At 38.5% G+C, this 24811-nt stretch carries 23 protein-coding genes; 13 read left to right on the top strand and 10 right to left on the bottom strand.

Going from position 1 to position 24811, the window contains the following annotated elements; genetic code table 11:
• Nucleotides 1–12 precede the first annotated feature (12 nt).
• On the bottom strand, nt 13–2232 hold the full coding sequence (locus tag BLS35_RS20475; RefSeq protein WP_090784918.1) for an NADP-dependent isocitrate dehydrogenase: 2220 nt from the start codon (nt 2230–2232) through the stop codon (nt 13–15).
• A 204-nt stretch (nt 2233–2436) separates the two neighbouring features.
• Between BLS35_RS20475 and BLS35_RS20470 the strand changes: the two genes are divergently transcribed.
• Nucleotides 2437–4497, top strand: a complete 2061-nt coding sequence (locus BLS35_RS20470; RefSeq protein WP_090784915.1) for a TonB-dependent receptor — start codon at nt 2437–2439, stop codon at nt 4495–4497.
• Here the strand turns inward: BLS35_RS20470 and BLS35_RS20465 are convergent.
• A complete protein-coding gene (locus BLS35_RS20465) occupies nt 4477–4908 on the bottom strand; it encodes a single-stranded DNA-binding protein (RefSeq protein WP_090784911.1) in 432 nt (143 codons plus the stop codon). The two genes, BLS35_RS20470 and BLS35_RS20465, sit on opposite strands and share 21 nt — an antisense overlap.
• Before the next feature lie 219 nt (nt 4909–5127).
• Here BLS35_RS20465 and BLS35_RS20460 point away from each other — a divergent pair, with 219 nt between their 5' ends.
• The gene (locus BLS35_RS20460; RefSeq protein ID WP_254779002.1) at nt 5128–5493 is read left to right on the top strand and encodes a hypothetical protein; all 366 of its coding nucleotides are present in this window, start codon (nt 5128–5130) and stop codon (nt 5491–5493) included.
• A gap of 80 nt (nt 5494–5573) precedes the next feature.
• The gene (locus BLS35_RS20455; RefSeq protein ID WP_090784908.1) at nt 5574–6311 is read left to right on the top strand and encodes a ThuA domain-containing protein; all 738 of its coding nucleotides are present in this window, start codon (nt 5574–5576) and stop codon (nt 6309–6311) included.
• A gap of 9 nt (nt 6312–6320) precedes the next feature.
• Here BLS35_RS20455 and BLS35_RS20450 read toward each other — a convergent pair whose 3' ends face one another.
• Complete coding sequence (locus BLS35_RS20450) at nt 6321–6911, bottom strand: HPP family protein (RefSeq protein ID WP_090784906.1); 591 nt, start codon at nt 6909–6911, stop codon at nt 6321–6323.
• A 66-nt stretch (nt 6912–6977) separates the two neighbouring features.
• On the bottom strand, nt 6978–7628 hold the full coding sequence (locus BLS35_RS20445) for an NAD(P)-dependent oxidoreductase (protein ID WP_090784904.1): 651 nt from the start codon (nt 7626–7628) through the stop codon (nt 6978–6980).
• Between the two features lie 287 nt (nt 7629–7915).
• Here BLS35_RS20445 and BLS35_RS20440 point away from each other — a divergent pair, with 287 nt between their 5' ends.
• Together BLS35_RS20440 and BLS35_RS20435 are read left to right on the top strand one after the other, a co-directional pair.
• Complete coding sequence (locus BLS35_RS20440) at nt 7916–8863, top strand: hypothetical protein (RefSeq protein WP_254779000.1); 948 nt, start codon at nt 7916–7918, stop codon at nt 8861–8863.
• Nucleotides 8793–11111: a hypothetical protein gene (locus BLS35_RS20435; RefSeq protein WP_090784903.1), complete on the top strand. Its 2319-nt coding sequence runs from the start codon at nt 8793–8795 to the stop codon at nt 11109–11111. The genes BLS35_RS20440 and BLS35_RS20435 overlap by 71 nt, the downstream gene beginning before the upstream one ends.
• A 163-nt stretch (nt 11112–11274) precedes the next feature.
• Here the strand turns inward: BLS35_RS20435 and BLS35_RS20430 are convergent, their stop codons facing one another.
• A complete protein-coding gene (locus BLS35_RS20430) occupies nt 11275–12288 on the bottom strand; it encodes a FecR family protein (RefSeq protein ID WP_090784901.1) in 1014 nt (337 codons plus the stop codon).
• Nucleotides 12289–12471: 183 nt separating this feature from the next.
• On the opposite strand from BLS35_RS20430, the gene BLS35_RS20425 reads away from it, so the two are divergent.
• Nucleotides 12472–12954 (top strand): hypothetical protein, encoded by a 483-nt coding sequence (locus BLS35_RS20425; protein ID WP_254778998.1) that lies wholly within the window; start codon nt 12472–12474, stop codon nt 12952–12954.
• A gap of 17 nt (nt 12955–12971) precedes the next feature.
• Here the strand turns inward: BLS35_RS20425 and BLS35_RS20420 are convergent, their stop codons facing one another.
• The 3 genes from BLS35_RS20420 to panB form a co-directional block, all read right to left on the bottom strand.
• On the bottom strand, nt 12972–13463 hold the full coding sequence (locus BLS35_RS20420) for a hypothetical protein (RefSeq protein WP_090784899.1): 492 nt from the start codon (nt 13461–13463) through the stop codon (nt 12972–12974).
• A gap of 123 nt (nt 13464–13586) precedes the next feature.
• Nucleotides 13587–14273, bottom strand: coding sequence for an RluA family pseudouridine synthase (locus BLS35_RS20415; protein ID WP_090784895.1), 687 nt, complete (start codon nt 14271–14273; stop codon nt 13587–13589).
• Nucleotides 14273–15088: a 3-methyl-2-oxobutanoate hydroxymethyltransferase gene (gene panB / locus BLS35_RS20410; protein ID WP_090784893.1), complete on the bottom strand. Its 816-nt coding sequence runs from the start codon at nt 15086–15088 to the stop codon at nt 14273–14275. Before panB ends, BLS35_RS20415 begins: the two co-directional genes overlap by 1 nt.
• A 400-nt stretch (nt 15089–15488) precedes the next feature.
• Here panB and carA point away from each other — a divergent pair, with 400 nt between their 5' ends.
• From carA to BLS35_RS20380, 6 genes are all read left to right on the top strand, one after another.
• Nucleotides 15489–16601, top strand: a complete 1113-nt coding sequence (gene carA / locus BLS35_RS20405; RefSeq protein ID WP_090784891.1) for a glutamine-hydrolyzing carbamoyl-phosphate synthase small subunit — start codon at nt 15489–15491, stop codon at nt 16599–16601.
• On the top strand, nt 16601–17371 hold the full coding sequence (locus BLS35_RS20400) for an ABC transporter ATP-binding protein (RefSeq protein WP_090784890.1): 771 nt from the start codon (nt 16601–16603) through the stop codon (nt 17369–17371). Before carA ends, BLS35_RS20400 begins: the two co-directional genes overlap by 1 nt.
• Before the next feature lie 7 nt (nt 17372–17378).
• Nucleotides 17379–18470: an ABC transporter permease gene (locus tag BLS35_RS20395; protein WP_090784888.1), complete on the top strand. Its 1092-nt coding sequence runs from the start codon at nt 17379–17381 to the stop codon at nt 18468–18470.
• 91 nt (nt 18471–18561) lie between these two features.
• On the top strand, nt 18562–19254 hold the full coding sequence (gene aqpZ, locus BLS35_RS20390; protein WP_090784886.1) for an aquaporin Z: 693 nt from the start codon (nt 18562–18564) through the stop codon (nt 19252–19254).
• Nucleotides 19255–19564: 310 nt separating this feature from the next.
• Complete coding sequence (gene eno / locus BLS35_RS20385; RefSeq protein WP_090784883.1) at nt 19565–20860, top strand: phosphopyruvate hydratase; 1296 nt, start codon at nt 19565–19567, stop codon at nt 20858–20860.
• A 113-nt stretch (nt 20861–20973) separates the two neighbouring features.
• Nucleotides 20974–21273, top strand: coding sequence for an FtsB family cell division protein (locus BLS35_RS20380; RefSeq protein ID WP_090784879.1), 300 nt, complete (start codon nt 20974–20976; stop codon nt 21271–21273).
• Here BLS35_RS20380 and BLS35_RS20375 read toward each other — a convergent pair.
• A complete protein-coding gene (locus BLS35_RS20375; RefSeq protein ID WP_090784876.1) occupies nt 21270–21881 on the bottom strand; it encodes a trimeric intracellular cation channel family protein in 612 nt (203 codons plus the stop codon). The genes BLS35_RS20380 and BLS35_RS20375 overlap by 4 nt on opposite strands.
• Nucleotides 21882–21893: 12 nt before the next feature.
• Complete coding sequence (locus BLS35_RS20370; protein ID WP_090784872.1) at nt 21894–23981, bottom strand: hypothetical protein; 2088 nt, start codon at nt 23979–23981, stop codon at nt 21894–21896.
• A gap of 83 nt (nt 23982–24064) precedes the next feature.
• On the opposite strand from BLS35_RS20370, the gene BLS35_RS20365 reads away from it, so the two are divergent.
• Nucleotides 24065–24799, top strand: coding sequence for a L,D-transpeptidase family protein (locus BLS35_RS20365; RefSeq protein WP_090784868.1), 735 nt, complete (start codon nt 24065–24067; stop codon nt 24797–24799).
• The last annotated feature ends 12 nt before the right edge of the window (nt 24800–24811 follow it).

The raw sequence follows: 24811 nt of genomic DNA, 5'->3' as shown, positions 1-24811 counted from the left end.
ACAAAGCTTTGCTTATAAACTTGCTAGAGCTGTGTTTAACGTTTTACTTGGACGCATTGCTGCAAAAGCTAAATCATCATTTGGATGATAATAACCACCAATATTTTGTGGCTTACCTTGTGCGCCGATTAACTCTTCTACAATCTTAGCTTCATTTTCAGTCAAAACTTTAGCAAGTGGTGCAAACTTAGCCTGCAATTCTGCATCCTTAGTCTGTCCAGCTAAACCTTGAGCCCAATACATCGCCAAATAGTAATGCGAACCTCTATTGTCAATCTGACCTACTTTACGAGCAGGTGATTTATCATTCGCTAAGAATTTCTCCGTTGCTAAATCTAATGTTTCAGCCAATACTAAGGCTTTTGCATTGTTTTGAGTTTGCCCTAAATGCTCTAAAGAAACTGCTAAAGCCAAAAACTCACCTAGAGAATCCCAACGTAGGTAACCTTCGTGTAAGAATTGCTCAATATGCTTAGGTGCAGAACCACCAGCTCCGGTTTCAAACAAACCACCACCGTTCATCAATGGTACAATAGATAGCATTTTTGCAGATGTACCTAATTCCAAAATTGGGAACAAATCGGTTAAATAATCACGCAATACGTTACCAGTTACCGAAATCGTGTCTTCACCTTTACGAATTCTATCTAATGTAAACTTAGTTGCTTCAACTGGTGATAAAATACGGATGTCTAAACCTGAAGTATCATGGTCAGCCAGGTACTTTTTCACTTTCGCAATAATTTCTCTATCATGTGCTCTGTTCTCATCTAACCAGAAAACTGCTGGTGTAGCTGACAAACGAGCTCTGTTTACTGCCAATTTAACCCAGTCCTGAATTGGAGCATCTTTAGTTTGACACATACGGAAGATGTCACCTTTTTCAACCTTTTGATCGAAGAAGACATTACCGTTTGCATCCGTTACACGGATGGTACCATTTGCAGTAGCCTGGAAAGTTTTATCATGAGAACCATATTCTTCTGCTTTTTGCGCCATTAAACCTACGTTTGGTACAGAACCCATTGTAGTTACATCAAAGGCACCATGCGCTTTACAATCCTCAATTGTAGCAGTATATACACCTGCATAGCAACGATCTGGAATTAAAGCAATGGTATCTTCTTGTTTGTTATCTTTATTCCACATCTGACCTGATGTACGAATCATTGCTGGCATTGAAGCATCAACGATCACGTCAGAAGGTACATGCAGGTTGGTAATTCCTTTATCTGAATTTACCATAGCCAATGCCGGGCCATTTGCAATGGCAGCATCAATAGCAGCTTTTACCTCTGCTTCTTTTGCGTTACCAGCAATTTTAGCATAAACATCGCCTAAACCATTACGGGTATCAATATTTAATTCTTTGAATAAATCAGCGTATTTAGCAAAAACATCAGCAAAGTAAACTTCTACGATAGCGCCAAAAATGATTGGGTCAGAAACTTTCATCATTGTTGCTTTTAAATGCACTGAAAGTAAAACCCCCGCTGCTTTTGTCTCTTCAATAGCCTTTGCTACAAAAGATTTCAATGCAGAAAGGTTCATTACTGAACTGTCAATTACTTCACCAGCTTTTAACGGCGCTAATCCTTTTAATTCAACAACAGCACCGTTGGCATCTACAAATTCTATTTTAAACTGAGCAGGTTCAGCTACGGTAACAGATTTTTCCGATCCGTAAAAATCACCTTCAGTCATGCTTTCTACTTTAGTTTTGGAATCTGCAGACCAAGCGCCCATCGAATGTGGATTTGCTTTCGCATAATTCTTAACTGCTTTAGGCGCTCTACGATCTGAGTTACCTTCACGTAAAACCGGGTTAACAGCAGAACCTAGGATCTTTGCATATTTTGCTTTGATTGCTTTTTCTTCTTCAGTCTGTGCATTATCCGGGTAATTAGGAAGTGCGAACCCTTGTGATTGCAATTCAGTAATTGCGCCCACCAACTGTGGAATAGAAGCAGAAATATTAGGTAATTTGATAATGTTGGCCTCTGGCGTAGTTGCCAATTGGCCAAGTTCCGTCAATGCATCTCCAATTTTTTGGTCCTCCTTTAAAAACTCTGGAAAATTCGCTAAAATCCTTCCGGCTAAAGAAATATCCCTGCTTTCTACGTCAATACCAGCTGATGCTGTAAAAGCTTGTACAATTGGTAGCAATGAATAGGTTGCCAACATTGGCGCTTCATCTGTCTTGGTATAGATAATTTTTGATGTGTTTGACATATTGTTATAAATACGATTATATGAATGTAAAATAAAGCTGCTTGTTTATGATAAACAAGCTCTTGATTAAATCGCCTAAAGATAGAATAAACTGATGGAAATAAGAAAAGTTTACATAACACAAGGATAAATAGCACATTTAGGAGCGTAAATAGCCAAATTAGGAGTTAAAATTGTTCGTTCTAAATTTTAGCTTTGCTGTAGATGAAAGCAATTTTTACAAGCTGTTTGATAGTGCTTAGTTATTTAGGTATTGCACAAACGAAACAAGACACCACAAAAAAACTAAATGAGGTTGTTATTCATCCTTATTTCTCGGCACAACCTCTATTAAGATCAACAGGCTCAATTGGTTTAATAGATCAGGCCGCCATGGATAAGCAACCTTCCGCATCATTTGTTTCTACGATGAATACCGTATCCGGGGTTCGGATGGAAGAACGCTCGCCGGGTAGTTACCGTCTTTCTATTCGCGGGAGCTTATTGCGCTCGCCCTTCGGTGTGAGGAATGTAAAAATCTACTTTGACGATTTCCCTTTAACAGATGCCGGTGGCAATACCTATTTCAATGCATTGGATGTATCCGCAGCGCAGAGTTTACAGATTTTAAAAGGTCCACATGGCAACATCTTTGGCGCAAACTCAGGTGGGGTAATATTAATCCAACCTCGAGGCGCAGTCCCAGATAGCACAACTTTAGATTTAAATCTTGAAGGAGGTTCTTATGGCCTCTTCCGGGAGAATTTAATTTTAAACAAGCAGTTTAATAAATATAGCTTTAACCTAACGCAATCTTATCAACGTAGTGATGGCTACCGCAACCACAGCGGTATGGATCGGAAATACTTCCAGACTTTCCACAAATGGGATTATGCAAAAAATGCAGCATTAAAAGCATTTGTATTTTATTCAGACCTCCATTACAATACGCCCGGGGGATTAACCGAAGAACAATATCTGCAAAACCCAAGGTTATCAAGACCTGCCGCAGGAGCTATAAAAAGCGCCATACAACAAAGTGCTGGAATTTATAGCAATACATTATATGGAGGTCTTGCTAACAACTGGCAGATCAACGAGCAGCTTAAACACGTAGTGACTGTCTTTTCTTCCTATACAGACTTTAAAAACCCATTTATTACCAATTATGAGAAACGCAAGGAGTTTACACTTGGCCTTAGATCTTATCTCGAATACGAACAGAAACGAACTGATTTGAACTGGAAATTCGATCTAGGTGTGGAAAGTATGCAGACCTCAACAAATGTTGATAATTATATTAATAACCTTGGTTTTCCAACTACATTGCAAGCTTCAGATAAGCTAAAGGCAGCATCTAATTTCGCCTTTGCTCATATCACAGCAGATCTATTTGACAAATGGCTATTTGAGCTTTCTGCCAGTGCCAATTTGTATAAATATGGTTATGAAAGCATTGCTCCCCTGGCTATTCCCAAAAATACAAACAGCTTTGATATCCAGGTAATGCCGAGGGCAGCACTATCTTATCTTGCAAGCGCTCAATTATCGTTAAGAGCTTCCGCAAGTAAAGGCTACTCCCCTCCTACGCTGGCAGAAATCAGGGCATCAAATAATGTAATTAATATAGACTTACAACCGGAATATGGTTGGAATTACGAAACTGGACTAAAATATCAGACGCTAAACAATAGATTATTTATTGATGTAGCCGGTTTCTACTACAATCTAAAAAGTGCAATTGTAAGACGGTTAGATGAAAATAATGCAGAATATTTTATCAATGCTGGCGGCACCAGGCAATGGGGATTGGAAAGTACGGTTGCTTTTTGGGTAATTCCGGTTAATGCTTCAAACTTTATACAGGGCTTACAGCTTCGCAGTGCTTATACTTTAAGTCATTTTAAGTTTGACAAGTACAAGGATAAAACGATTGATTTTTCAGGAAACGACCTTACAGGTGTTCCAAAAACCATGGTCGTAAGTAGTATTGATGTACAATTGCCGAAAGCTTGTTATGTTTTCTTGCAACACAACTTTACTTCGCAAATTCCATTAAATGATGCCAACACAGTTTATGCTAAAAAATATCATCTCTTGCAGGTCAAGATTGGGTATAAGAACTTACGCATTGGCCGCGTTCCTGTAGAGATATTTACTGGGGCGGACAATCTATTAAATGAGAATTACAGCCTGGGTAACGACCTCAATGCTTTAGGAGGCCGTTACTTTAATGCGGCTGCAAAACGTAATTTTTATGGCGGTTTAGCTGTACGGTTGAATTAAATCTTGATGAACTTCCTGTACCTTTGGTTCATCATTTTCAATTTCCACTTTTTCCTTGTTCTCCGGCTTTCTTTTGATTTCCAGAATATCTAACTCCATCGTATTCACGACAACTTCGGTAGAATAGCGCATCTCACCTGATTTGTCTTTGTAGCTTTGTATGTTTAGTTTTCCTTCAATACTAAATCGGGTTCCCTTCCTAACCGCTCTTTCGACCAACTCGACCTTTTTATTCCAAAAAATCAGGTTAAACCATTGTGTTTGGTTCATCGACACACCCAAACTATTTTTGTAAACTTCGTTCACTGCAATACTTATCCGCGCTAATCTTTTCTCATTTGCAAAATTGATGATGATCGGATCAGTTCCCGCAAACCCAGTTAACCGGACACTGTTTCTTACTTTTTCCATTTTTATGAATTTTTCGTTAGGTATTTACTTCATTAACAGTCGCTAGCACAATTGTCAATTAAGCAAATGTGTATAGAATGAGCAAAATAAACATGACCTTACACGGGTATATCCGGTTACATCCGTATAATTAAGATAATTGAAATACAACTCTGTATATTTACAATAATTAATCTGAAAAAATATTAACCTATTGTATTGTTTTCGTAAATTAAAGCTATGACCTCACCGATAACACGTTTATGTTTGGATTGCGGGAGCCCCCTACACGGGCGAATTGATAAGAAGTTCTGTGATGATCAGTGTAGAAGTAGCTACAACAATAAGATAAAAGCAGAAAACAACGGCATGATCAAATCAGTTAACCTCATCTTAAAAAGAAATCGCGACATACTGGAAAAACTTAATCCAGGCAAAGAAACCAAGGTTAGCGGAAGCAAGTTAATGGCTTCAGGATTCAATTTTAATTACCATACACATAGCTACGATTACCATAAAGGTAATATTTGCACCTTCTGTTATGAATATGGTTATATACGCCTGCCCAATGATGAATATCTATTGGTTAAAGAAGTCGTAAAGTAAGATCCTAAGATCTACGTTTTTTGTAACTACCAGTATTTAAAATCGTATTATTTCCTAACTTAGGCGCAAACTATTGAACCATGTCTAAGATTTTCTCCTACATTATTGCAACTAGCTTATTGATACTGTTTTTTGTAAACCCTATCGCTGCAAAGAAAAAAATACTCGTATTCTCTAAAACTGCCGGCTTTCACCACAGCTCGATAAAAGTAGGAATCGCTGCAATTCAAAAATTAGGCCTTGAAAATAAATTTCAGGTAGATACAACCATAGATGCAACTAAATTCAACTACAAAAACCTTAAAAAATATGCCGCCGTTGTTTTTTTAAGCACAACAGGAGATGTGCTCAATGACGAGCAACAAGCCGATTTTGAGCGATATATTAAAGGTGGCGGTGGCTTTGCTGGCATACATGCTGCTACGGATACAGAGTATGGCTGGCCATGGTATGGCAAACTTTCAGGTGCTTATTTTACAAGTCACCCTGCCCAACAAATGGCAGATTTAAATGTACTCAACAGGAAAACCATCGCTACTAGTCATTTACCTGAAATCTGGAAAAGAAAAGACGAATGGTATAATTTCAAAGAAATTGGAACGGATTTGAATGTATTGATAAAAATTGACGAGCGCAGTTATACCGGTGGAAAGAATGGTGATAACCATCCGGTCGCCTGGTACCATAATTTCGATGGAGGCAGATCATTTTATACCGCACTTGGTCATACGGAAGCATCTTATACAGAACCTTTATTCTTAAAACACATTCTTGGTGGCATCCAATATGCCATGGGGATCAAGAAAATGGAGCAATAGCCACTTTTCTTATACTTGACTCTTTATCTTTAAAGGACGTCTTCTCTTCAAGATTGGTGTTGAAGGATATTTTCGATGTCTTAAATTGTTAAATATCAATGCAACAGCAAAGAGAATCAGGACTCCGGTCAATACTGGCGACAATACATACAAATAACCCAGCTCTTCAATTTTTTTACCTCCGGTAACCGCAATTAGCGCGGTTGCTCCACCCGGCGGGTGCAAGGTTTTGGTAATTTGCATGGCTACAATAGATAAAGAAACAGCCAAAGCACAGGCAAACCATAGCTCACCGGCAAAGAGTTTAAAAACCGTTACTCCTATAATTGCAGAGATCATGTGTCCACCAATAAGATTACGCGGCTGAGCTAGTGGACTATTAATAATACCATAAACCAGCACGGAAGATGCCCCAAACGAACCAATAAGGAATAAATTATCACTCGCTACCAGATATTGACTATTTAACAATCCTATTAAACCTATTCCAACAAAAGATCCTATAAAGGTGAGTACATGTTCTTTGGCATCGATAAGTGTTTCACGGTACAGGATATATCGTGCTTTGCGGTATTGTTTTCTAATGATTCTTCTCGGCATTGCTTTTGTATATTCGCCGCAAAATTAACACAATATCTAGTCATCTACTAGTCATTATTGATCTTCTTAATAGCCAGCTGTAAACCTTTGTTGAAGATGTTTATTCTGCTCAAGTTCATCTGCAATTGCTACGGCCAAATCCTGAACGGAAAGCGAGCTTCTGCCGGTTTCATCAAAAATAGGACTATCCTTACCTAAACGATACTTTCCTGTACGACCTCTATCAATTCCGGGATGCATTTCGATGGCTGGACTAAAGAATGTCCATTGTAAGTCCTTCTCTTGTTTAATTGTATCCAAGTAATCCCTTGCAGCTGCTGCCCCTGCTTTATAAGCTTCAGGAAAATCAGCCCCATCAACCAATTGTTCACCATCAATTTCCAAACTACCTGCACCTCCAATTACGATCAATCGCTTTACACCGGATGCCTTCACTGCTTTTTGTATCGCTTCAGAACCTGCAATAAAATCAATGTATAGACTAGGGTTACTCCAACCTGCATTATAAGCACTAACAACTGCATCAGCGCCTTGTATTGCTGCAGCCAATTCATCTGTATTTAACACATCTATTTCCTTTACAATTAGCTTATCATTTTTGGTCGCGATCTTATCAGGATGACGGACAATTGCAGTCACTTCGTGACCACGGTTTAACAATTCGTTTAAAATACTGGATCCAACAAAACCACTTGCCCCTATTAATACTGTTTTCATATGTTTTTTATTTAATTCTCTATTGTTCGCACTTTATTTTTATCTGTTTATTGATCTGTTTGCCTACCAGGCACTTCGGATCTGGCGTATGGTTAGAAACACTCAATAAATTACTTTGTTTTATAACCCCGATACGCATCAGCTATGTATTCAATCAATTTTGGCGAAGTTATTGAGTATTTTCGCCCATGGTTAATGCCTGTGCTATTTTACGCCTACCTTCTTCTGTTTGTCTGATTTTATTGACACTTTTTTGCGTTTCCTGTAAAAAACCGGATCAAGCAACGATGTCGTTTTATTATTGGAAACAAAACTTTCAGCTTAGCAAAGGGCAGTCGGATATTTTAGCGGAAACGAACAGTAAGAAGCTTTACTTGCGTTTTTTTGATATTAAATGGAATGCCAAAGCTCAACGCCCTTACCCTGAAGCCATCATCAACTTTAAGCAAAGTTCAACAGCTTTCGACATTACCCCTGTCGTATTCATTACCAACCAAACTTTCGAAAAACTCGAGCAGCAGGGTATTGACAGCCTGGCAACAAAATGCAATGACCTACTAAAAAAACTTGCAGCTAAAGAACAACTCGATTACAAAGCCATACAGATAGATTGTGATTGGACACTGGGCACAAAGGACAAATACTTTAAATTCTTAGAGTCCCTTAAGGCACTTAGCAAAAAAACACTAGAGGCAACAATTAGGCTACACCAGGTTAAATATCAGTTTAAAACAGGTATTCCGCCGGTAGACCGCGGCGTACTAATGTTTTACAATATGGGCAAATTATCTGCTGATCTAAAAGAGCCCAATTCTATTTACAATGCTAAGACAGCAGAAAAATATATAGGCAGCCTAAACGATTACCTTTTACCTTTGGATATTGCATTACCTGTATTTTCCTGGGCTTTACAAATCAGAGAGAACAAAGTTATACAGGTATACGGAAAAATAGGAAGGGCTGAGTTGAACAATGCGCAGAACTTTAGTCCAACTGCGCACAAAGATTGGTATAGGGCCATTCGCAATTTCTTTATGGGTGGCATCTACATAAAAACAGGCGATCTGTTTAAACTCGAAGAAACAGACAAAACCTTATTGGAGCAGGCAGCAGAACAGTTGACTGCACATTTAAATAAAAACAAAAAAAGAACAATTATCTACTATGAACTGGGCAACCTCAATTTATCAGCGTTTAAAGCAAAGGATCTCGAAGAAATTTCTGCTTATTTTTAGTCTTTTCGGGCTCTCGGCCGGCGGCATAGTTTGGGCCTGCTCAGACTACGGATTTGACTATGAGTATTCGAGCTTTAGTCCAGAAGCCTTTGTGAGTACAGCATATACCCCTTTCTTTTATACGGAATACATTTCTTATTATGGAGATTACTACTATTCCGAGAACAGCACCTCCCGTTACAACGATGTGATTGTAAATGAATGGCAGGGTTATTTTAACGGTAAACTTGATAAAAAGTCCCTGCAATATTTGTTAACAATAGCGACGGCTAAAGGCGTTGACTCGGTGTATGAGCACATGAAAGGAAAAATAGCGGCACTTCCTAATGGTATGCCAGAATTAAAGTCTTTAAAACTCAATAAAAAGAAAGTAAATGCTTTTTTCGATTATCTTCAATTGGCCAAATCAACGGAGTCCTTTGCAGCTACTGATGTCACCTATTCATGGGAACCGCAGCCACAAATAAACGTACCGACTGCACTGGAAATCCAAATAATAAAGCAGTTAAAAAAGGCTAAAGATCCCTTTATTAAGCAGAGGTTATGGTTTCAATTGGTCCGTTATTATTATTTTATGGAACGCGGCGACTCTAGCATATCGACAGACGCATCTAAAACATTAAGCACCTTTAACGCTTATAAAACAACGTTTCCACAAAACATGATGTACCATCGGACTTTAGGTTATGTTGCTGGCTGGTATTATAAAAATAAGGATTATGCCACGTCCAATTACCTGAACAGCCTCTGTTATAATTATTCTAATGAGGCCAAGATTCCTGCAGAATGGAGTTTCCGTCCGCAAGAAGAGGCCGATTGGATCAAAACGCTGCAAATGGCGAAAACTACTGCAGAAAAGGCTACCTTATGGCATTTACTTGGCATTCATTATGATCCCCAAAGAGCGATTCAGGAAATTATCAAGCTGGATCCAAAGTCGGAGAAACTGGATCTATTGCTGGCCAGAGTTGTAAATGTAACAGAATATAACCTTGGCAACTTTTATCAATCTACACCCGATTCTGCAAGTAAAGAAAATTTAAAACGGAATACAGCATTAATCAGTGGTATCGCATTAAAAAACAATACATCGAAGCCGTATTTCTGGAACCTGTCCGCAGGATATCTAAACTTCCTGAACCAGAACTACACAGCAGCCAGAAGTTTCTATAAAACGGCAAAAGAACAGCTGCCCAAAGATGAGAAACTCGTTATGGCCCAATACAAGATACTGGATTGGACTTTGTACGTTAAGGAATTAAAAAAGATTGATGCAAAAGTTGAGGCACAAATGATAGAACCTTTAACCTGGTTTGCAAACCTCAAGGACGGGAAAGATACAATCCCATCATTAAGGTTTTATAAAGCATTGGATGAAAGCATCAGTAACGTGTCAGCGCTTTATAAGAAACAGGGCGATATGGTTAAAGCGAATGCTTTTAAAAGTTACTACGAGTTCTATGCGGATAACAATAAAATAGAACTGATGAAAGCTTTGCTGCAAAAACAAAAAAAATCGACGTTTGAGCAGGTTATGCTACGTTATTATCCCTTCGATATACACGACCTGTATTATCATCAATCGCAGGTGCTTACCTACCAGGATAAAATTGATGAAGCTATAGTGATGATGGACAAAAGTGAAAGCAGTGGCTTTATAATGCCTGCCAATCCATTTAACATCAGAATAAATGATTGCCATGATTGTGACCATGAAGTTAAACCAACTAAGGATATGTATGCCCTGGACGTTTTAAAAACCATGCGAGACATAAAAATGGAAATCAAGCAGGGCAAAAACGTTTACAACAACACCTATTTACTAGCCAATGCTTTTTACAACATTTCGTTTTATGGGAATTCGAGAATATTTTATCAAGGGAAAGTGATGGAAGCTGATGGGAACACCCCTTTCGAAATACCAAGTACATTCAGAAATATGGTACTATCCAATAAAATTGCCGAAGGTTACTACCTAATGGCCGCCAATGCTGCTAAGACAAAGGAACAAAAAGCCAGATGTATCTTTATGGCGAGTAAATGTGAACGCAACGAGAGTTACAACAAAGAATATAATAAACCGCAAAATGCAAACGAATCGTATTGGAATGTGAATATAGAACCCGTTTTCTATGGGAAATATTTTTCCGTTTTAAAAACCCAATATGAGGACACTAAATTCTATAGCGAAGCCATAAAAGAATGCGGATATTTCAGAAGCTATGATGATAAAATAAAAAATTATTAAAAAAAATTAAGTCGCATACAATATTCTCTATTATATAGCGTCTATATATTTGAGAGCGTTAATTTAGATGAGCGGGAGTGGTCGGTAGGATCATTCCCGCTTCTTTTTTATATTTAAATTACTGCATTGGCAATGTAAACGCTACTTTACCGGCTTTGATCCGTTACCTCATTACGATGATCTTCCCCACTTCAATTTTAAAGTGTATGCCGCCATTTAACTCAAGCTGCTTTAACGCCATAGAAGCATTTTCAAAACGCGAAGCCTTTCCGCTAAATAGTTTATTTTTATCTACACCCTCATATACTACATCTACATCATACCATCTGGATATCTTTTTCATAATATGCTCCAAAGGTTCGTTCTCGAATATAAATAGACCATTTTTCCAGGCCAAAACTTCCTCAGGATCGACTTTAACTATATTAACCAACCCTTGATTTATAATAAATTGCTGACCTGGCTTTAGGGTAGCCTTACTTACCTTAACAATCCCCTTAAAAAGTGTTGTTTTCATAAATGGATCATCAACATAGCTACTGATATTGAAATGTGTACCCAAAACTCGTACTTCTTCTTCTTTTACTGTAATTACCTTAAAAGGATGCCTTGCATCCTTCGTTACTTCAAAGTATGCCTCCCCACTCAGTTCAATTCTTCTTTCACTTAAGGAAACAAAGCTCGTTGGAAATTTAAGACTTGAAGCCGCATTTAGCCACACTTTGGTGCCATCCGGCAATGTGATCTGATAGGTACCTCCTTTTGGAGTTGAAATCGTATTGTAAGTATAACCAGTACAATCATTATCACCCGCCACAGCTTCATACACCAATTGTCCATTTCCTGTTTTACGAACCACAGTACCAGCCTCTTTTATCAACTCACCATCAGCGGCCTCATTGAGTATAATGCTTTTCCCATCAGCTAACATTAAAGTTGCTCTATTACCACCAGGAGGAATATCATGGGTAACAAACTCGGCTGCCAGATTTTTAAAACTGACATTCGGATAATTCTTATGAAACATTGCGGCTATCCCAGTTACAAGTAAAGCAGCGCAAGCAATAGAAAGGTAAATAAAAGCCCTTTTCTTATAAAAAGGAATGGGAACAATCTCACCATCATTTTCGGCCTTAAATTGTTGTTCATTCCCGCTTTCTGATTGCTGTGTTCGCATTTTTATAATTACTGATAAGCTTAGTTAAGATCCGAAAAAATAATGGATCATGCTACCAATATTATATATAATTTCTGAATTAAGTACAATATTCAGCAAGTTTTACCACTATTTATCTACATAAAAAGTATTTTAGTAAACAACTAGCGCATTGACTTGTTATAGCCTAACAACCATTTTAGCATGAAAACAACAACCTTAGTACTAGCAGCCTTTTCATTGATCATCTTATCTTGTAACAATGAAAACAAGGAGAAGCACGATGCCAACATCGCGCAAATAACTGCAAAAAATCCTGGTACAGAGCCTAAAATAAACAGTAACGATTGTTATGTGCATATCAAAAACAGAGATACGGCTAACCTTAAAATAAATATCGAAGGCCGTAATCTGATTGGAGATCTCGATTATAAACTATTTGAAAAGGATAGCAACAAAGGTAAAATTGTCGGTCAAATAAAAGGCGATACCATTATTGCTGAATATACCTTTTTCTCTGAAGGAGTAAAATCGGTACGAGAAGTCGCTTTTCTAAAAAAAGCTGATGGCACTCTTTCTGAAGGCTTCAGCGAAGTAATAGAAAAGGATGGCAAAATGGTTTTCAAAAACCACTCTGCCTTAAAGTTTGATGACTCAATGGTATTTACAAAAACAGACTGCAAATAGAACCCGCCTATACTTTATTATTCTTTATAGAATTTGAGGGTTAATTCGGCTTTCGGAGCCTCTAGAATTTCTCCGGTATCCTTATCTTCATATTTAATATTGGTGAAATTTGTCTGCCAGGTCATCTCATTTTTAGTTACATCAGTCAGGGTCCATACACGAGCATTAAATATTTCGGCATCATTCAATTTCATATAAATTAGGCTTCGCTCTTCTGCCAAATTATAGGGTGTATTCACGATAGTAGAATCCTGAGTTTCGATTTTAGCCTTTGCTCCCTTTACAAAACTGACATTTGTAGCCAAACCGTTAGCAACCAATACCTCTTCATATTCCTTTTGGCCCGTCTGATCAAAATAAATTATATGGTTTGATTGAACAGCCCATTTCCCTATCAAGTCATCGTTGATTTTTTCCACCTGCGAACCATCTTTTTTGCATCCAACAGCAACCAGTGCCATAAATGCGATTGCTATTGATAACATTTGTTTGGCAGAAGTTAGTTTCATTTACTCTTGTGTTAAGGAAACTAAAATTAGCGAATCGACTGTGGAAATAATTGTGTTTTATACGCTTAATTGTCAATCATCTTGACATTGGATTAGTATGAAGCACATAAAAAAAGGGATTCTTTAGAATCCCTCAAATTTTTCCCAGAAACCATCTACAGGCAGCTTTGCAAAAATATTTACCGGTTCCTTTTTAACCGGATGAATAAATTGGAGCCTGCGTGCATGTAGACAAATACTGCCTTTGCGACTACCACGGGGGTAGCCATATTTATTGTCGCCCACAATTGGACAGCCTAATGTAGACAGCTGTACCCTAATCTGATGTGAACGACCGGTTAATGGATCAACTTCGATTAAATAATAACCATTCAACTCCCCAATAAGCTTATAGCTCAATTCGGAACGTTGGCTACCAGGCACCTCTGTATTATAAGGTGTCACCACATTTTTTTGCGGATTCTTAATCAACCAATGAACCAAAGTACCAGATGACTTTGCCGGTTTATTGCGGACCACAGCCCAATAAGTCTTTTTAACCTCCCTGTTTTTGAACATTGCATTGATCCGTTCTAGCGCCTTGCTTGTTTTAGCAAACAAAATCACACCACTTACAGGTCTATCCAAACGGTGTACTACACCTAAAAATGCACTATTGGGCTTATTATACTTTGCAGCCAGGTACTTTTTAACCTGCTCGTCTAATGGCTCATCGCCAGTATCATCAACTTGTACAATATCCCCCGCACGTTTCATCACGGCAATAAGATGATTGTCTTCGTAAAGTATGTCTTTATCAGTTACAGGCATTAATATTGTTCCTTTTCGTTTGGAAAATCGTTCCCTTTAACATCTCTGATATAAGATTGTGCAGCTTCTTTAATCCCTTCATATAAATCCAGGTATTGACGTAAGAAGCGTGGCTTAAAACCTTTAGTTAAACCAATCATATCATTCACTACCAAAACCTGTCCATCACAGTCACCACCAGCACCAATACCAATAGTAGGGATATGTAAACTCTGAGAAACTTCCTTACCCAATTTAGCAGGTATTTTCTCCAGAACTACAGCAAAACATCCTGCTTCTTGCAAAGCAAGAGAATCAGTTCTTAATTTTTCAGCTTCTGCTTCGTCTTTTGCTCTTACCGTATAAGTACCAAATTTATAGATAGATTGAGGTGTAAGTCCCAAATGGCCCATTACAGGAATACCAGCAGTAATGATACGCTGTATAGAATCCACAACTTCAGTTCCACCCTCAAGTTTCACACCATGTGCACCAGATTCTTTCATAATGCGAATGGCAGAGTTTAAGGCTTCTTTTGAATTACCCTGGTAAGAACCAAAAGGCAAATCGACCACTACAAAAGCACGGGCAGCACCTCTAACTACTGATTGTGCGTGGTATATCATTTGATCTAATGTAATAGGAAGCGTAGTTTCGTGACCAGCCATAACATTAGAGGCCGAATCGCCTACCAATAAGACATCTAGTCCCGCATCATCAAGGATCGTTGCCATTGAATAATCGTAAGCAGTTAACATGGAGATCTTCTCACCACGTTGTTTCATTTCCTGTAATATATGAGTAGTTATTCTTTTTACTTCTTTATTTACCGACATGCTTTTATAGTTTTGTTAAGGCAAAATTAGTTTTTACATTCGAAATAAAGGGAATTTATTCCATTTCTGACATTCCGCCGTTATCTTGACAATGAAAACATAAACTCGCTTGAATGAAAATTCAAAACATCTACATATATATTCCTCCTGGACCAAGCGAATTGGTCCATAGTCATAGCCCATTTAAACTTCCTGAGAGGCCATTCCCTCCAAGTATACAAATAGATTTAGGAAATGTTAAAAAAAACCTTGAATAAAACATGCAAAACCCTATCTTTGTACCCCGAAATGCAGGGCTTAATTAACAGCACATTTGTTAAAAATCTAATCGGTGTAAAAACTGAACCTAAGACCTCATTTTTCCTTTTTTTTACACCCATAATTTCTCATTATAATTACCATGACTAACTACATCAAGTTACCTGCTATCTTGTTATTGGCTGATGGAACCGTATACTATGGCAAAGCTGCCGGAAAAATAGGTACGACCACGGGCGAAATTTGTTTTAATACTGGAATGACAGGATATCAAGAGATTTTTACAGATCCCTCTTATTTCGGTCAGATCATGGTGACTACCAATGCGCACATTGGAAATTACGGAATACATAAAGAAGAGATCGAATCTGACAGCATCAAAATTGCTGGTCTGGTTTGTAAAAACTACAACATCGGCTTTAGCCGTAAAGAGGCTTCTGAATCTATTCAGGATTATTTTCAGAATGAGAACATTGTAGGTATTTCAGATATTGATACTCGTGCACTTGTACGTCACATCAGAAACAAAGGCGCTATGAATGCCATTATTTCTTCTGAGATTACTGATTTAGAAGAATTGAAAAAGAAATTAGCTGAAGTACCTTCTATGGACGGTTTGGAGCTTTCTTCTCAAGTTTCAACTAAAACTTCTTATTTCTACGGTTCTCCAGATGCTACTTATAAAATAGCTGCCTTAGATCTTGGGATTAAAAAGAACATCCTTCGTAACTTTGAGCACAGAGATGCTTATGTACAAGTATTCCCGGCAAAAACCACGTTCGAAGAAATGGATAAATGGGGTGCTGATGGTTACTTCATCTCTAATGGCCCTGGCGATCCGTCGGCAATGCCTTACGCTATCGAAACCGTTAAAAAAGTATTAGCAGCAGACAAACCTATGTTTGGTATTTGCTTAGGTCACCAACTACTGGCAGAAGCCAATGGTATCGGTACCATGAAAATGTTTAACGGACACAGAGGTTTAAATCATCCAGTTAAAAATATCATTAAAAACCACTGCGAAGTAACTTCTCAGAATCATGGTTTTGGTGTAATCCCTGAAGAGGTAAAAAGCTCCGACAAGGTTGAAATCACCCATATTAACTTAAACGACCAGTCTATCGAGGGGATCCGTGTAAAAGGGAAAAAGGCATTCTCGGTACAATATCACCCAGAATCTTCTCCTGGTCCTCATGACTCACGTTACTTATTCGATGATTTCATCGAGATGATTAAAGGTGAACTGGCCTGGTAATGTCAACTAAAAATGCCATTATCAGTGTAAAAAACCTGGTAAAAAAATACGATGATTTCACAGCCGTTCAAGGCATTAGTTTTGAGGTGTATGAAAATGAAATCTTCGGACTTCTAGGTCCTAATGGTGCTGGAAAAACTACCACCTTAGAGATCATAGAGACACTTCGCGAGAAAACTTCAGGAGAAATTCTGGTAGATGGCTATTCGGTAGAAAAGGACGCCAATAAGATCAAAAGAATTATTGGCGTTCAATTACAAGCTGCCGGCTATTATCCGAATCTGAATCTGGTTGAGCTGATGGAGCTTTTCTCAGGTTTATATGGGGTAGACATTAAGCCAATGGAGATGCTTGAAAAAGTAAATCTTCAAGATAAGGCTAAAGCGAAATACAAAGCGCTTTCTGGTGGACAGAAGCAGCGTTTTTCAATCGCCACCACCTTAATCAATGCGCCAAAAATAATCTTTCTTGATGAACCCACTACTGGCTTAGACCCTCAAGCTCGTCGCAATTTATGGGACCTGATCGTCAGCATTAGAAATAATGGAACAACGGTAGTGATCACCACCCATTACATGGACGAGGCGGAGCAATTGTGCGACCGCGTTGCTTTTGTAGAACGTGGAGAAATCATTGCACTCGACACACCAGATAATCTAATAGATAAACTGGTGAGCAGTGGATTTGAAAGAAAAAAAGAAGTTAAAAAGGCCAACCTCGAAGACGTTTTCATTAACCTGACCGGTAAGGAATGGCGCGAGGACAATTAAGATAAACATGGGCAAACCCTACAACAATACCAAAGCTACACTGGCACTTGCCAAAGCAAGTTTCCGTTCCATCATGCGCAGTCCTTCTGCGGTTGTTTTTACACTTGCTTTTCCCTTAATATTTATCCTTGTTTTTGGCTTTATAGGTAGCGGAGAGATCAAAGTAAAACTAGCTGTTGCCCCGGGTTCTGATCTGCAAAACCCAGTTATTCAAGCATTAGAGCACAATGCAATGGTTAGCCTGGTAAAAGACAAAGATACTGCTGACATCAGAAATGGACTGGAAAAGGGAAATATTGATGCCCTGATTAATGTTAAAAAGAATGACGCTGGTACACCTGCATATCTCGCCAATGTTGAATATACATCTGCATCGATTGACAAAGGCAGCATCCTTAAATCTGTACTGAGTAATTTACTAAGCACGCTTAACGCTAAAGATGTAAAACCTACTGTTGCAGAGCTTTATGAAAGCACGGTACAAGGCAGAGTTTATCGCAGGATAGACTTCATTTTACCCGGACAATTGGGCTTCTCACTACTTAGTACAGGTGTATTTGGTACTGCATTTGTATTTTTCAGCTTACGCCAAAACCTGGTGATCAAACGCTTTTTTGCTACACCAGTTAAAAGATCTAGCATTGTTTTTGGAGAATGTCTGGCCAGAATAGGCTTTGCCCTATTGGGAGCAATTTTCATCATTGTAATTGGCCATTTCTTCTTCCATTTCACTTTGATACACGGAGTAATTACAGTCTTAAATATGTTATTGCTTTCTATCATAGGACTCATTGTATTTATGGGTTTTGGCTTTGTCGTATCAGGTATCGCTAAAAGCGAAAGCACCATCCCCCCTATTTCAAACATCATTACACTCCCTCAATTCTTATTGTCGGGAACCTTTTTTTCCATTGAAGTCTTCCCTTCCTGGCTTCAACCAATCAGTCGCGCTTTACCCCTAACCTACCTAAATGACGCCATGAGAAAGGTAGCTTTTGAAGGTGCTGGATTATGGGATGTAAAACACCAGATTTTGATTATGGTAATTTGGGGAATTGGCATCTACGCCGTCGCTGTTAAGACCTTTAAGTGGGAATAAACCCTGCTAAAGCTATAATTTCCCTATTGGAATATTAATAATTTGTAGTTAAATTCAGGGTATAAACAAACACATCGAAAACAAACTATTTATGAAAAAACTTGCTGCAGAATTTATTGGAACATTTTGGCTGGTATTAGGCGGTTGCGGAAGTGCCGTTTTAGCCTGTAATTATCCGGGTGCTGGCATCGGCTTTTTAGGCGTTGCCCTTGCATTTGGACTAACCGTAGTTACTATGGCTTATGCGATAGGACACATTTCTGGTGCGCACTTAAACCCTGCCGTTTCGGTTGGCTGTTGGGTTGCTGGTCGTTTAGATGGCAAAGACCTTATTGGCTATATTGTAGCACAGGTTTTGGGTGGTATAGCAGCAGCTGCTATTCTCTACATCATTGCTACAGGCAATGGAAGTTCTATTGGCAGCTTTGCCAGTAATGGTTATGGTGACCTTTCTCCAGGCAAATACAGTCTGGGTGCAGCCATGGTTTGCGAGATCGTAATGACCTTTATCTTTTTACTGGTTATCCTTAGCGCTACCGATAGCCAGGCACCAAAAGGCTTTGCAGGATTAGCAATAGGCTTATGTTTAACCTTAATCCACCTAATTAGCATTCCAGTGACCAATACTTCAGTAAACCCTGCCAGAAGTACCAGTCAAGCATTATTTGCAGGCAGTGATGCTTTAGGACAGCTTTGGTTATTCTGGCTTGCCCCAATTGCAGGTGCAATTTTAGCCGGAATTGTTTATAAAACCTGTTTTGCTTCTCCACCAGAAAGCAAATAAACACCCCCATCAGACAGTATAAAAGATGCCTGCTACATTGTTTTTAGCAGGCATCTTCAGTATTAGGTCATACTGATATAAACAAATCCAGTGGAGGAGCTGGAAATCCCCCACCGAATCCCCCCCGATAAACGGCTCTTAAGACAGCCCTGGCGTCCAGTCATTTTCTTTATTTTTTTTCAAAAAAGCTGGGATAATTAAAAAAAAGTGATCACAATCCCTATAATTTAAAATTTATTATAACTTTGGGTATTGTCTTAGTAATTGTACTTTTTACACTAAGGCGGATTTACTAATAAAAACCAAAAAAATGAGTTTAATAATCGATGTTCATGCACGGCAAATACTTGACTCCCGTGGCAATCCTACAATTGAAGTAGACGTAATGACAGAAAATGGTGTTCTTGGTCGTGCGGCAGTACCATCAGGCGCCTCAACAGGTATTCACGAAGCCGTTGAACTTCGCGATAACGACAAGGCTGTATACATGGGTAAAGGTGTATTAAAAGCCGTTGCAAATGTTAACGATGTAATTGCTACTGAATTAAGGGGGGTAGATGTATTTGAGCAAGTTGCAATCGATAACTTATTAATCAAATTAGACGGAACTGAAAACAAAGGTAAATTAGGTGCAAATGCTATTCTAGGTGTTTCTTTAGCTGTGGCTAAAGCAGCTGCACAAGAAAGCCGTCAGCCTTTATACCGTTACATTGGTGGTGTTAATGCTAACACATTGCCTATTCCAATGATGAACATTGTAAATGGCGGTTCTCACTCTGATGCCCCTATTGCTTTCCAGGAATTTATGATTATGCCTGTTGGCGCTTCTTCATTCTCTGAAGCGTTGAGATGGGGAACTGAAGTGTTCCATAACTTAAAAGCAATTTTACATAGTAGAGGTCTTTCTACTGCTGTAGGTGATGAAGGTGGATTTGCCCCAACTTTTGAAGGTACTGAAGATGCTGTAGAAACCATTATGCAAGCGATTGAAAAAGCAGGTTATACGCCAGGTAAACAAATTGCCTTAGCATTTGACTGTGCTGCTTCTGAGTTTTACAAAGATGGAAAATACGATTACACAAAATTTGAAGGTGATAAAGGTGCTATTCGCACAAGTGCTGAACAAGCTGAATACCTTGCATCTTTAACAGAAAAATATCCTATTATCTCTATTGAAGATGGAATGGGCGAAGATGACTGGGCTGGCTGGAAATTGTTAACTGAAAAAATCGGTGATCGCGTTCAGTTGGTAGGTGATGATTTGTTTGTAACGAATGTTAAAAGACTACAAACTGGTATCGATAGCGATACTGCAAACTCTATCCTTGTAAAAGTAAACCAAATCGGTTCTTTGACAGAGACAATTAATGCAGTTTCTTTAGCACAAACCAATGGATATACTTCAGTAATGTCTCACCGTTCGGGTGAAACTGAAGATGTTACCATCGCTGATTTAGCGGTAGCATTAAACTGTGGTCAGATTAAAACTGGTTCGGCTTCCCGTTCTGACAGGATTGCAAAATACAATCAGTTGTTACGTATTGAAGAAGAATTAGGTTCTGCTGCCAGATTTATTGGTAAGGACTTTAAATACGCAATAAAATAGTTTAAACTACACATATTTTAAAAAAGAGCCTGTCCTCAGGCTCTTTTTTTGCTTTTAGCAAAACAAAATAACAATTCATGCAGAATTGTTATTTTTATTTACATTTGTATATCATGAATCGCATATTAGAACTAGTCCGCAACAAATACTTCCTGTCTGTAGCAGCGTTTATAGTATGGATGTTGTTTTTCGATAGGAATGATATGATCTCTCAGTATGAGTTCAAATCTGAAGTAAATAAGCTTCAGGAAGAGAAGGACTTCTATGTTAAAGAGATTTCGCAAGTTAAAAAAGACTTAAACGAGCTGAATACCAATTTAAACACCGCCGAGAAATTTGCGCGTGAGAAATACTTTATGAAAAAAGACAATGAAGATGTCTTTGTAATCATTAAAGAAGCCCCTAAGGATTAATACCCAAACTTAGGCAAGGCAAGCTTAAAGCGAACTACAATTACCCTCAATATAAATATAAAGGCAATTACAATAACTGTAGATGCGCCATCTGTAACGTTAAAATACTTTAACAGAAAAAATAAGATTCCTCCTAAAATACAGGCTGTCGCATATATTTCTTTATGGAAAATTATAGGAATCGTATTTAACAGGGTATCCCGGATCACACCACCAAAACAACCGGTAATGGTACCAAGCGCCACACAGATACCAGGATCTAGCCCAAACGTAATCCCTTTCTGAATCCCCAGCATCGTAAATAAACCCAAGCCCAGTGAGTCGAAAAGGAACAATGTTACCTTGAACTTTTTAATGTGAGTTTTAAAGAAGATAGTTGCAAGGCTGGTCAGTAAAATCAGCAGACAATAATTTACATCCCTCATCCAGGCAACAGGTGTATCCCCCACCAAAAGGTCCCTAACGGTACCTCCACCAATAGAAGTTACAAAAGCAATGATCAGTACGCCAAATGGATCCAGTCGTCTTTGCATAGCAGCAAAAGTTCCGGATATCGCAAATGCGACGGTACCCAATGTTTCAATGGTTTCCATTGTATTGATCTGCATAGCTTTTCTTTGTTAAATTTCGCCGTTTCTTTTACGGAAGAACCATTCCATAGTTAGCAATGCCATAATCAGCACAAACAGCCACTTAAAGTTAATTAATTCTTCGTACTTCCGATCTTCATAACTCAATGTTTTGATCTGATCGTTCGACCTTATTGCATCAACCAACGTCAATAAATCCTGTGGCATATACATTTTCCCGCCTGTTTGTACCGACATAGTATTTAACAATTGATGGTTGGCAACCGTTTGCTGGTATTCTGCGACCATCGCATTCACATAAAAAACACCTTGTACAGCATAATTTTTATTCCCCAATACTGTGGTTGCTGTATATGTGTAATTACCCGCAGGTAAGGTTCCCGCATCAAGCTGATAAGCCGCATCAGTTCTGGAAAACAAGAACTTAAAAGCTTTACCGGCATCATTTTTAATGGTGATACTCACATCAGGAGTATTTACCGAAACATAACTATCATTATACAATACTGCGTTGAGGAGTATATTTTCATTCTCGTCAAAAGTATTTTTGGCGGCATATACTTTAAATTTCCGTTTGTCATCCTTAACAGAAAGGTACTGAACAGTTTTAGAGATTAAGCTATTAAATACCATTGGCTCTTGCTGCGCTTCTCCAGCTTCAGAAAGTTTCCAGCGCCACAATCCCTCTCCTATTAAAAAACCTGTTTTCTTGCCATTATCCGCCATAAAAAATAGCTGTGGGTAATCTGTACCAATTTTCCCAATGCGTTGGTTCAACACAACGGAACTATTTCCATTTACCACCACATTACCAAAGGGAGCCTGTAAAGGGTCAAAGCTTGCAATCTGTTTAGCCATTGCCTTATCCAGATCAAATGCAGTAAATCCAGTGTTTACATCACTAAATGTCTCCTGCAAAGTATTGTTACTCCCACTAAACCGCACTTGTTTTTGCAGCTGATTAAATGAATTTATATTGCTTTGAGCCCCTAGGATGTGCCATACAGCAACATTCGCTGCGCTTAATTTATTAATAAATGAAGAAGCATCAAACACCGTAGAAGGCAACTGATATAAGATAACCAGCCCATAGTCCTCAGGGCGCAAAGTATTTAATTCTTCTGCCATTGCAACTTTTACCTCAAAGTTTTTTTGAACTGCGATGGCTTGCTTTAGTGCCGTAATATCAGGATGTGGTCCGGCTGCAGCAATAAGCACCTTTTGCTTTGCATCTATCACATCAATAAAAATAAGCTGAACGTTGTTCTTTTCAGAGATCTCGCTTGACACAGGACTTAACTCCACGGTATACTTTTGCAGACCTAAGCCGGTTGCTTTAAGTTTAATAGGAATATTTTTGACAAAGGCATCTGATGTAACCGCCAAACGCTCCCCGTATATCCTTTTTCCATTAGTACTCACAGACAGCTGGCTTTCTGTGCCCCGAGCTTCAAAGGCTTGTACCTGTACCTCTATGGTAAAATCATTATCACGATAAACCAAATTGTTATGATTGATATTGGCAATCAGTAAATCCTTTTTGGGAACCGTATCTCCAAGGGCAATCGTATAAACGGGCGCTTTTAATTTATTTAACTCATAAAGCGGACTCCCACCACGGTTAAAAATCCCATCCGAAGCTAAAATAACTGCACCAACATTCCTATTCAGGTATTCGTCATTCAACTTCGCAATCAGTTGTGCTCCATTACTCAGCTTGCCCTGATTAGAAAAATCAAAGCCAGATTTAACACTATCGCTAAAATTATAAATACTCACTTCATATTGTTCGGATAGTTCCTTTGCAAGGCGCTGCATTTGCTCTTCATAGAGCTGCTTATTAAAGCCCGTAGACGTAATATTTCCTACAGATAGGGAATTGTCCTGCCCGATAACAATAATAGGTTTCTCAGGGTTATAAGAAACACTTCTGATCAATGGAAAGAAAAGCAAAAAACCAATGGCTGTAACCACAATCGTACGTGCAATAGCCAATCCATAACGCAGCCTTTTATCCAGATCTTTTGTCTTGCCGTACAATAACCAGGCAAACAAGACACCTATAAGCAGGCATACAAACAGAGACAAAAAGGTATAGAAGTTAAAAGAATCGCTCATAAGTATTTGGATAAAGATGCTAAATTTTAAAATAAACTACTAAGCATTTTATCTAAGTTTGTTTTACCAAACGCTTGTTAAACATGAAAGCCTACTTAAAGCTCATTTTATTATTCAGCATTACCTCACCGGCATTTGCTCAATCGGAATTTAAAACTAAACAATTATCCTTTACAAGGGTAAAAACTGCCTATAGTGAGAAATGGAACGCACTACAAAAGGAATTGACACAGGCCGGAATTAAAGGCCCTTTTAAACTTTATTTGTCCGCTTATAAAAGCGAAGGAAAATTAGAGTTATGGCTACAGTCCGAAAAGGAAAAAGCATATAAACTATTTAAAACATATAACTTTTGCGCCCATTCAGGTGTACTCGGCCCCAAAATAAAAGAAGGTGATCTTCAAACACCTGAGGGGTTTTATAACATTAATGTTTTTAATCCTGAAAGCAACTTTCATTTATCTCTTGGTGTAAATTACCCGAATGAGATCGACAGACAAAGAAGCAGGCTGGAAAAGCCAGGTGGTGACATCTATATTCATGGGAATTGCGTAACTGTTGGCTGCATTCCCTTAACAGATGAAAAAATAAAGGAAGTCTATGTATTGGCTGTTGAAGCAAGAAATGCCGGACAATTACAGATTCCTGTACATATTTTTCCATTTAAAATGAGCCATAAAAATCTCAACAAATACCTGGTTCAATTCCCCGCACAAAAAGCTTTCTGGAAAAATCTACAGCAAGGTTATGCTTACCTCGAGCGACATAATGTGCCACCAAATGTGGTCATGCAAAAAGACAAATATCTCTATAAATAAAAAATGGGCTGT

The sequence above is a fragment of the Pedobacter sp. ok626 genome (assembly GCF_900100435.1).
Lineage (GTDB): Bacteria > Bacteroidota > Bacteroidia > Sphingobacteriales > Sphingobacteriaceae > Pedobacter.
The sequence above is the reverse complement of the archived record's forward strand: the minus strand, read 5'-3'. Positions and strand labels throughout refer to the sequence as shown.

Bases quoted from the DNA above. Each gene is read 5' to 3' on its own strand.
- BLS35_RS20475 (WP_090784918.1), bottom strand. From the start codon at position 2,232: ATGTCAAACACATCAAAAATTATCTATACCAAGACAGATGAAGCGCCA.
- BLS35_RS20470 (WP_090784915.1), top strand. From the start codon at position 2,437: ATGAAAGCAATTTTTACAAGCTGTTTGATAGTGCTTAGTTATTTAGGT.
- BLS35_RS20465 (WP_090784911.1), bottom strand. From the start codon at position 4,908: ATGGAAAAAGTAAGAAACAGTGTCCGGTTAACTGGGTTTGCGGGAACT.
- BLS35_RS20460 (WP_254779002.1), top strand. From the start codon at position 5,128: ATGACCTCACCGATAACACGTTTATGTTTGGATTGCGGGAGCCCCCTA.
- BLS35_RS20455 (WP_090784908.1), top strand. From the start codon at position 5,574: ATGTCTAAGATTTTCTCCTACATTATTGCAACTAGCTTATTGATACTG.
- BLS35_RS20450 (WP_090784906.1), bottom strand. From the start codon at position 6,911: ATGCCGAGAAGAATCATTAGAAAACAATACCGCAAAGCACGATATATC.
- BLS35_RS20445 (WP_090784904.1), bottom strand. From the start codon at position 7,628: ATGAAAACAGTATTAATAGGGGCAAGTGGTTTTGTTGGATCCAGTATT.
- BLS35_RS20440 (WP_254779000.1), top strand. From the start codon at position 7,916: ATGTCGTTTTATTATTGGAAACAAAACTTTCAGCTTAGCAAAGGGCAG.
- BLS35_RS20435 (WP_090784903.1), top strand. From the start codon at position 8,793: ATGAACTGGGCAACCTCAATTTATCAGCGTTTAAAGCAAAGGATCTCG.
- BLS35_RS20430 (WP_090784901.1), bottom strand. From the start codon at position 12,288: ATGCGAACACAGCAATCAGAAAGCGGGAATGAACAACAATTTAAGGCC.
- BLS35_RS20425 (WP_254778998.1), top strand. From the start codon at position 12,472: ATGAAAACAACAACCTTAGTACTAGCAGCCTTTTCATTGATCATCTTA.
- BLS35_RS20420 (WP_090784899.1), bottom strand. From the start codon at position 13,463: ATGAAACTAACTTCTGCCAAACAAATGTTATCAATAGCAATCGCATTT.
- BLS35_RS20415 (WP_090784895.1), bottom strand. From the start codon at position 14,273: ATGCCTGTAACTGATAAAGACATACTTTACGAAGACAATCATCTTATT.
- panB (WP_090784893.1), bottom strand. From the start codon at position 15,088: ATGTCGGTAAATAAAGAAGTAAAAAGAATAACTACTCATATATTACAG.
- carA (WP_090784891.1), top strand. From the start codon at position 15,489: ATGACTAACTACATCAAGTTACCTGCTATCTTGTTATTGGCTGATGGA.
- BLS35_RS20400 (WP_090784890.1), top strand. From the start codon at position 16,601: ATGTCAACTAAAAATGCCATTATCAGTGTAAAAAACCTGGTAAAAAAA.
- BLS35_RS20395 (WP_090784888.1), top strand. From the start codon at position 17,379: ATGGGCAAACCCTACAACAATACCAAAGCTACACTGGCACTTGCCAAA.
- aqpZ (WP_090784886.1), top strand. From the start codon at position 18,562: ATGAAAAAACTTGCTGCAGAATTTATTGGAACATTTTGGCTGGTATTA.
- eno (WP_090784883.1), top strand. From the start codon at position 19,565: ATGAGTTTAATAATCGATGTTCATGCACGGCAAATACTTGACTCCCGT.
- BLS35_RS20380 (WP_090784879.1), top strand. From the start codon at position 20,974: ATGAATCGCATATTAGAACTAGTCCGCAACAAATACTTCCTGTCTGTA.
- BLS35_RS20375 (WP_090784876.1), bottom strand. From the start codon at position 21,881: ATGCAGATCAATACAATGGAAACCATTGAAACATTGGGTACCGTCGCA.
- BLS35_RS20370 (WP_090784872.1), bottom strand. From the start codon at position 23,981: ATGAGCGATTCTTTTAACTTCTATACCTTTTTGTCTCTGTTTGTATGC.
- BLS35_RS20365 (WP_090784868.1), top strand. From the start codon at position 24,065: ATGAAAGCCTACTTAAAGCTCATTTTATTATTCAGCATTACCTCACCG.